Source organism: Candidatus Collinsella stercoripullorum, from assembly GCF_027669965.1.
GTDB classification, from domain to species: Bacteria; Actinomycetota; Coriobacteriia; order Coriobacteriales; family Coriobacteriaceae; genus Collinsella; species Collinsella stercoripullorum.
This window is the reverse complement of the sequence record NZ_JAQECM010000044.1, coordinates 11919-18956: the sequence shown is the minus strand read 5'-3', so window position 1 is coordinate 18956 and position 7038 is coordinate 11919. Positions and strand designations below refer to the sequence as shown.

The 7038-nt window shown below is 71.3% G+C and carries 5 protein-coding genes; 4 read left to right on the top strand and 1 reads right to left on the bottom strand.

Going from position 1 to position 7038, the window contains the following annotated elements; translation table 11 throughout:
- The first annotated feature begins 290 nt into the window (after window positions 1–290).
- Entirely contained in the window at window positions 291–2255 is a 1965-nt protein-coding gene (locus PHA29_RS08380) for a BMP family ABC transporter substrate-binding protein (protein WP_270849161.1), read from the top strand.
- Window positions 2252–2893: a metallophosphoesterase family protein gene (locus PHA29_RS08375; RefSeq protein WP_270405303.1), complete on the top strand. Its 642-nt coding sequence runs from the start codon at window positions 2252–2254 to the stop codon at window positions 2891–2893. The genes PHA29_RS08380 and PHA29_RS08375 overlap by 4 nt, the downstream gene beginning before the upstream one ends.
- Window positions 2894–2918: 25 nt before the next feature.
- Here PHA29_RS08375 and PHA29_RS08370 read toward each other — a convergent pair whose 3' ends face one another.
- On the bottom strand, window positions 2919–3704 hold the full coding sequence (locus PHA29_RS08370) for a DeoR/GlpR family DNA-binding transcription regulator (RefSeq protein ID WP_270574039.1): 786 nt from the start codon (window positions 3702–3704) through the stop codon (window positions 2919–2921).
- A 420-nt stretch (window positions 3705–4124) separates the two neighbouring features.
- Here PHA29_RS08370 and PHA29_RS08365 point away from each other — a divergent pair, with 420 nt between their 5' ends.
- Together PHA29_RS08365 and PHA29_RS08360 are read left to right on the top strand one after the other, a co-directional pair.
- Window positions 4125–5309 carry a galactokinase gene (locus PHA29_RS08365; protein ID WP_270849160.1) on the top strand — a complete coding sequence of 395 codons (1185 nt, stop codon included), beginning with the start codon at window positions 4125–4127 and terminating at the stop codon, window positions 5307–5309.
- A complete protein-coding gene (locus PHA29_RS08360; RefSeq protein WP_270849159.1) occupies window positions 5300–6976 on the top strand; it encodes a UDP-glucose--hexose-1-phosphate uridylyltransferase in 1677 nt (558 codons plus the stop codon). The genes PHA29_RS08365 and PHA29_RS08360 overlap by 10 nt, the downstream gene beginning before the upstream one ends.
- Window positions 6977–7038: the final 62 nt, after the last annotated feature.

The following is a 7038-nucleotide window of genomic DNA, read 5'->3' as shown; positions in this document are numbered from 1 at the left end:
TGCTCTCGCGCGCCCGCCGCGTGCCCGCCGCGTAGGGTCCGCCTCCCGCGCAGGGCGTCCCGCGGCCATCGGCCGCGGTGGGGGCGCGCCGGGCCGCATGTTCCGCCCCATGCGCGCCCTTCCGCAGCCGCGCCCCGCGGGGCGCCTCGCATTTCTCCATGCGAGGCGCATGCGCTGCCACCGATTTACCCCTCGCGGGCCCGCGCCGCGCGCCGTCGTCTCCTCGGCGGTGGATAATGGTGCGTGCGGCGCGGCGGGTGACGCCGGCCATCGCGGGGAGGGGAGCGTGCATGATCGAGGACTACCGCAAGGCGAGGAAGATCGGCGCCAAGCAGGTTCAGGAAGATGTCTCCGCCGGGCGCTACCCGTACCCGGTCGCGCTCTCCGACATCCTGAAGGACGGGGGGTACCAGGGCGAGGTCCCGCTAGGCGTCATGGACATCGACATGGGGCTCATCGCGGGGACCCGTACCCGCGGCCGGCAGAACTCCTTCTCGCGCGGGTTCATGCCCCTGCTCGAGGAGGGGTCGGAGTTCGCCGCCAAGTGGAGCGCGCTCGCGGACTCCCAGCGCGACGAAGGGATCCGCGAGCCCATCATCGTCTACGAGTACCTGCAGCGCTTCTACGTGCAGGAGGGCAACAAGCGGGTCTCGGTGGCGCGGTTCGTGGGCATGCCGACCATCGTGGCGAACGTCACGCGCGTGCTCCCCATGCCGGCCGACACCAAGGAGATGCGCGTGTACCGCGAGTTCCTCCGGTTCTTCGCCGTCTGCCCCGTCTACGGCATCGTGTTCAGCGAGGAGGGGTCCTACGAGCGGCTGGCGGCGTTCGCCGGATTCGACCTCGAGACGCCGTGGCCCGAGGACGCGGTGCGCTCGCTGCGCTCCGCCTACGGGAGCTTCGCCGAGGCGTTCGGGCGGCGCGACGGGGGCTCGCTCGGCATCGCCGCGGGGGACGCCTTCCTGACCTACCTCAAGCTCTACGGCTACGAGCTCGCCGTCTGCGGCTCTCCGACGGAGATCTCCGAACGGCTCTCGCGGATCTGGGGCGAGCTGCGCGTGGCCGCCAGCCGCGAGCCGATCGCGTATCTCGAGACGCCCGGCGCCCCGTCCCGCGCCAAGCTCATCCCGGACCTCAAGGGCCTGGCCAAGAAGGTGCTGCCCGTCACCAAGCCCCTGAGGATCGCCTTCGTGTACGAGCGGGGCCCCGCGACGTCGGGCTGGGCGGCGGCCCACGAGCGCGGCCGGCGCGACCTCGAGGAGCTCTGCGGGGAGACGGTGGAGACCCGCGCCTTCTACGACCGCCGCTCCGACGAGGCCTTCGACCGCGCCGTCGAGGAGGCGGTCGCGGGGGGCGACGACCTCGTCGTCACCAACGTGCCCACGCAGATGCGCCAGGCGCTGCGCGCCGCGCTCGCCCATCCCGGGCTCAAGGTCATGAACTGCTCGGTGAGCCTCTCGCACAGCGCGGTCAGGACCTTCGCCACCAAGACCTACGAGGTCAAGTTCCTGCTGGGGGTGCTGGCGGCGAGCCTTTCGGACAACCACCGCGTGGGGTACGTCGCCGACTCGCCGGTCTTCGGGACGGTGGCGGGCATCAACGCCTTCGCCATCGGCGCGCAGACGGTCGACCCCCATTCGACGGTCTACCTCAAGTGGTACGCCTCGAAGGATTACGATTGGCGGCGCGAGCTCGCCGAGAGCGAGGTGCGGATCGTCTGCGCGCGCGACGTCTCCGACCCCGCCGACCCCTCCCAGCCGTGGGGGCTCTACCTCGTCGAGCACGACGGGACCCACGTGCACCTCGCCGAGCCGGTGTGGGAGTGGGGACGGTTCTACCAGCGCATCGTCCAGTCGATCCGCGACGACTCGTGGCGCCGCGAGGGCGACGAGCTGCGCGGGAGGGCCCTCAACTACTGGTGGGGCCTCACGTCGGGGGTGATGGACGTCCGCGTGGACGCGGCGGTGCCCGCGCGCCAGCGGGCGCTGGTGGAGCTGTTCCGGCAGGGCCTGCTGGGCGGGCAGCTGCATCCCTTCTCCGGGGAGCTCAAGAGCCAGCGGGGGCTCGTCCAACCCGAGGGGTCGGGGCGCCTCGCGAGCGATGCCATCGCGCGGATGGCGTGGCTGAACGAGAACGTCGTGGGGCGCCTGCCGGTGGAGCGGGAGCTCTCCGAGCGCGCGCTCGACGAGGTGACGGTGAGCGGCGTCATCCCGCTCGACCCGACGGCGGCCGCCCGGCGCGAGGCCAAGCGATGAGGATCCTCGCCGTCTCGGATGAGGAGGAGCCGTGGCTCACGAGCCGCTCGTGCCGCGAGCGGCTGGGCGACATCGACCTGGTCGTGTCGTGCGGGGACCTGCCGGCGCGCTATCTCGAGCATATCGAGACGCTGCTCAACGTCCCGCTCGCGTACGTGTGGGGGAACCACGATGCGGGCTACCTGGAGCATCCGCCGCAGGGATGCGTCTCCATCGAGGGGCGGCTCTGCGATTTCCGCGGCCTGCGCATCATGGGCCTGGGGGGATCCATGCGGTACAGCGACCGCAGCTTCGGGTTCACCGAGCAGCAGATGCGCCTGAGGATCGGCAAGCTGGCCCTGCTCGCGCGGGCGACGGGCGGCTTGGACCTGCTGGTGACGCATGCGCCCGCCCGGGGGTACGGGGATCTGGAGGACCTGCCGCACCGGGGGTTCGAGTCGTTCTCGTACTACGTGGACAAGCTGAGGCCGCTCTACATGCTTCACGGCCACGTGCACCTGAACTACGGCCGCATCGCCCGCGCGAGGACCCATCCCTGCGGGACGCGCATCGTCAACGCGTTCGGCTCGCAGGTCATCGAGATCCCCGACGGCGACCTGCGCGAGCGCGAGCCCTTCCTGGTGCCGAGCATCGGGTGAGGCCGTCGGCCGCACCGGGATGCGGTCAGGCGCAGATGAGCCCCGTGTCGCGCCCCACCTCGGCGCGCCGTTCAGCCTCGAGCCCGTCGTCGCAGATGAGGGCCGTCAGGTCGCGGAGCCGGTAGAAGGCGTAGAAGTCGCGGCGGCCCGCCTTGCTCGCGTCGGCGACGGCGTAGCGCTCCCGCGCGCGGTCGAAGGCGAGGCGCTGCAGGCGGCCCTCGTCGATGTCGGAGGTGAACAGCGAGCCTCCCGCCACCCCGTTGGTGCCGATGAAGGCGCGGTCGATGCCGAGCGATGAGACGGCGTCCTCCGCCATGCCGCCGACGAAGCAGCCGGTGCGCTCGCGGAACAGCCCTCCCACGAGGTAGAGCTCGCGGGAACGGTCCCCCTCGAGCAGCTTGAAGACGGCGAGGCTGTTGGTGATCACGCGCAGGCGCCCGGCAGGGAGATGGGGGACCATCTGCTCGACGGTGGTCCCGGCCCCGAGGAAGACCGATTCGCCCTCGCGGATGAGCTGCGCGGCGCGCGCGGCCACGCGGGCCTTCTGCTGCATATGCAGGTGACGCTTCTCCAGATGCGAGTACTCGTGCATGACGGGGATACCGCTCGTCGTGAACGAGGCCGCCAGGCCGCTCGGGAGGCGCGCCCCGCCGTAGACCCGCTCGACCATCTTGCGCTCGGAGAGCTCCTCCAGGTCGCGGCGGATCGTCATCTCGGAGACGTCCAGCGCGCGGGCGATGTCGCCCACCGATTCGGTGCCGTTCTCGGCGAGGCGCCGGACGATCTGCTCCTGTCGCTGTGCCTTGAGCATCTCCCACCTCCTTGAACGTATTTCAACATGTTCGCACACATCCGAACGCCTCACAGCCGAACGGTCGGTTTGCGGCGGCGAGCGGCGCGCGTACACGCCCTCTGCACGGATGAACATGCGACGCGGTGCCGGATGTTCGGGCACAGACCCCGGCGACGGAAGGGAGAATTTGACAAATAGCAGGTAGAAGGCATGGAAATAAAAACCGGCCCACCGGGGGCGCCCGCGGGGCCCGCAGAGTTCGGACGCTTGCCGAGCCGCCCGCCGCCGCGCCGCCCGCGCGTGCTACAGTCTTGCCAAGGCAATCACAAACTCTCACATATCCGAACACCGGAGGGGGTTTGACGGCGCGCAGGGGGCATGCCGCGCGCCGGGGGAGCATCGGGTGCGCATCCGGCACCCGATCGAGAGGGGAGTACCATGAGTACCTTCGACACCGAACTCGTCGATCGCTTCGAGGCGCTCTACGGAGGCGGGCGCGCCCTCGCGCACGTCCACGCGCCCGCGCGCAGCGAGATCGCCGGCAACCACACCGACCACGAGGGCGGCCATGTGGTCGCGGGCGCCCTGGACGTCTCCATCGAGGGCGTGGCGGCACTCAACGGGACCTCGACCGTGCGGGTGGCCAGCGACGGCTACGAGCCCTTCGAGCTCGACCTGACCGATCTGGAGCCCCGCGTGGCCGAGCAGGTGAGCACCGCGGGCCTCGTGCGCGGCATGGCCCACGAGCTCCGGCTGACCGGGCGCACCCCCCAGGGATTCGACCTGGTGATGACGAGCGATATCCCCGGGGGCTCCGGCCTGTCCTCGTCCGCCGCGCTCGAGCTGGCGGTCGGCCGCGTGATGGAGACCCTGTGGGAGGGCGACCCCGTGACGCCCACGGCCATGGCGCAGGCGGCGCAGCGCGCCGAGAACGTCTACTTCGGCAAGCCCTGCGGCCTCATGGACCAGCTGTCCGAGGCCCTCGGCGGCATCGCGCACATCGACTTCGCCGACCCTGCGAACCCGGTCTCCGAGAAGCTCGACTTCGACTTCGCCGACAAGGGCTACGCGCTGTGCCTGGCCTACATGGGCACCGACCACTCCGTGTCCACGGCCGACTACGCCGCCGTCCCCGGCGAGATGCAGTCGGTCGCCGCCGAGTTCGGCTGCACGCGCCTGTGCGAGGTCCCCATCGAGGACTTCGACGGCCACGTGAACGAGCTGCGCGCCAAGCTGGGCGACCGCGCGGTGCTGCGCGCCCTGCACTACTACATCGAGAACCGCCTCGTCGTCGAGCGCTGGGACGCCCTGTGCGCGGGAGACATCGACACCTTCCTCGACCTCACCCGCCGCTCCGGGGCGAGCTCGGGCATGTACCTGCAGAACGTCGCCAACGGCGGCACCGACCAGCCGGCCATGGTGGCCCTGGCGCTGGCGGAGCGCCTGCTGGGCGACGAGGGCGCCGTGCGCATCCACGGCGGCGGCTTCGGCGGGTCCATCCAGGCCTTCGTGCCGCTCGACCGCGTCGACTCCTTCATCGCCGGCATGGACGGCTGGCTGGGCGAGGGCAACTGCCGCAGCTACCGCATCAGCAACGAGGGGGCGTACGCGCAATGGCTGTAGGAAACGGGTCCGCGTACGGCGCGGAGCAGCTGGCGCACGATGTCAGCAAGCTCGTCGGGTACGCGGTGAGCACGGGCCTGGTGCATCCCGGCGACGCCATGTGGGCCTACAACACGGTGCTGGAGGCGGTGGGGGCCCAGGGCCCCGCCGCGCCCGACGCCGCGGAGCTGCTGGCGGACGCCTACGTCTGCGCCCCGACCGCCGACCTCGCGCAGGCCGGCCCGGTGAGCGCCTTCGTGTCCCCGCAGGAGGGCTTCGACCTCGAGGGCACGGTGGGCCGCATCGCCGCGGCGGGCATCGCCGCCGGCTGCGAGGAGGACACCCCGTCGGGGGCCGACCGCATCGCCACGCGCGTGATGAACGTCCTCATGCCGCGCCCCTCCGAGGTCGCCCGCCGCTTCGCGGACGAGTACGCGGCCGGCGGCCCGCAGGCCGCGACCGACTGGTTCTACCGGATGAGCTGCGACAGCCGCTACGTGCGCCGCGCCGCCATCGCCAAAAACGTCGCCTGGACGTCGCCCACCGAGTGGGGCGAGCTCGAGATCACCATCAACCTCTCCAAGCCCGAGAAGGACCCCAAGGCCATCGCCGCCGCGGGAGCCGCCCCGGCGACGGGCGAGGTCTACCCGGCCTGCCAGCTGTGCATGGAGAACGAGGGCTATCCCGGCCGCGGCGCCGGCGCGGCCCACGGCGCGCACCCGGCCCGCCAGAACCTGCGCATCCTGCCCATCACGCTGGGCGGCGAGCACTGGGGCCTGCAGTACAGCCCGTACGCGTACTTCGACGAGCACTGCATCGCCATGAGCGCCGAGCACCGCCTCATGCACGTGGACCGACAGAACATGGGGCGCCTCCTCGATTTCGTGGACCTGTTCGGGCACTACTTCATCGGCTCCAACGCCGACCTGCCCATCGTGGGCGGCTCCATCCTGTCGCACGACCACTTCCAGGGCGGGCGGCACGTGTTCCCCATGATGAAGGCGCCGGCCTCCGAGACCTTCGTCATGCCGGGCTTCGCCGGCGTCGCCTGCGAGGTCGTGCGCTGGCCCATGAGCGTGCTGCGCCTGCGCGCCGCCGACCGCGAGGCGCTGCTCGACGCCGCCGCGCACGTGCTGGAGGTCTGGCGCGGGTACAGCGATGCGGAGGCGGGCGTCGTCGCCTGGACCGAGGAGGGCGGCGAGCGCGTCGCGCACAACACCATCACGCCCGTCGCCTGCAAGGACGGCGACGAGTACGTGCTGTACCTCGCCCTGCGCTGCAACATCGCGACCGACGAGCACCCGCTCGGCGTGTTCCACCCCCATGCGGAATGGCACCACATCAAGAAGGAGAACATCGGCCTCATCGAGGTCATGGGCCTGGCGATCCTGCCCGCCCGCCTGGTGGACGAGCTCGCCGCGGTCAAGGGCCATCTGCTCGCGCATGCGGGGGACGCCGATACGGCGGCGCTCGCGGACGAGCTCGCGGCCGATCCGCTGTCCGCCCCGCACGCCGCCTGGGCGCTCGAGCTCGCGGCGGCGCACCCCGACATCGCCGAGGACACCGCCGAGCAGATCATCCGCGACGGCGTGAGCGACGTCTTCGGCCACGTCCTCGCCGACGCCGGCGTGTTCAAGTGGGACGAAGCCGGCCGCGCGGCGCAGGAGCGCTTCATCGACGCGCTCTGATCGATTCGCATATCCCTCTCTCCATTGCGCTCCGTGTTCGATGCCCCGACACGGAGCGCTTT

Bases quoted from the DNA above. Each gene is read 5' to 3' on its own strand.
- PHA29_RS08380 (WP_270849161.1), top strand. From the start codon at position 291: ATGATCGAGGACTACCGCAAGGCGAGGAAGATCGGCGCCAAGCAGGTT.
- PHA29_RS08375 (WP_270405303.1), top strand. From the start codon at position 2,252: ATGAGGATCCTCGCCGTCTCGGATGAGGAGGAGCCGTGGCTCACGAGC.
- PHA29_RS08370 (WP_270574039.1), bottom strand. From the start codon at position 3,704: ATGCTCAAGGCACAGCGACAGGAGCAGATCGTCCGGCGCCTCGCCGAG.
- PHA29_RS08365 (WP_270849160.1), top strand. From the start codon at position 4,125: ATGAGTACCTTCGACACCGAACTCGTCGATCGCTTCGAGGCGCTCTAC.
- PHA29_RS08360 (WP_270849159.1), top strand. From the start codon at position 5,300: ATGGCTGTAGGAAACGGGTCCGCGTACGGCGCGGAGCAGCTGGCGCAC.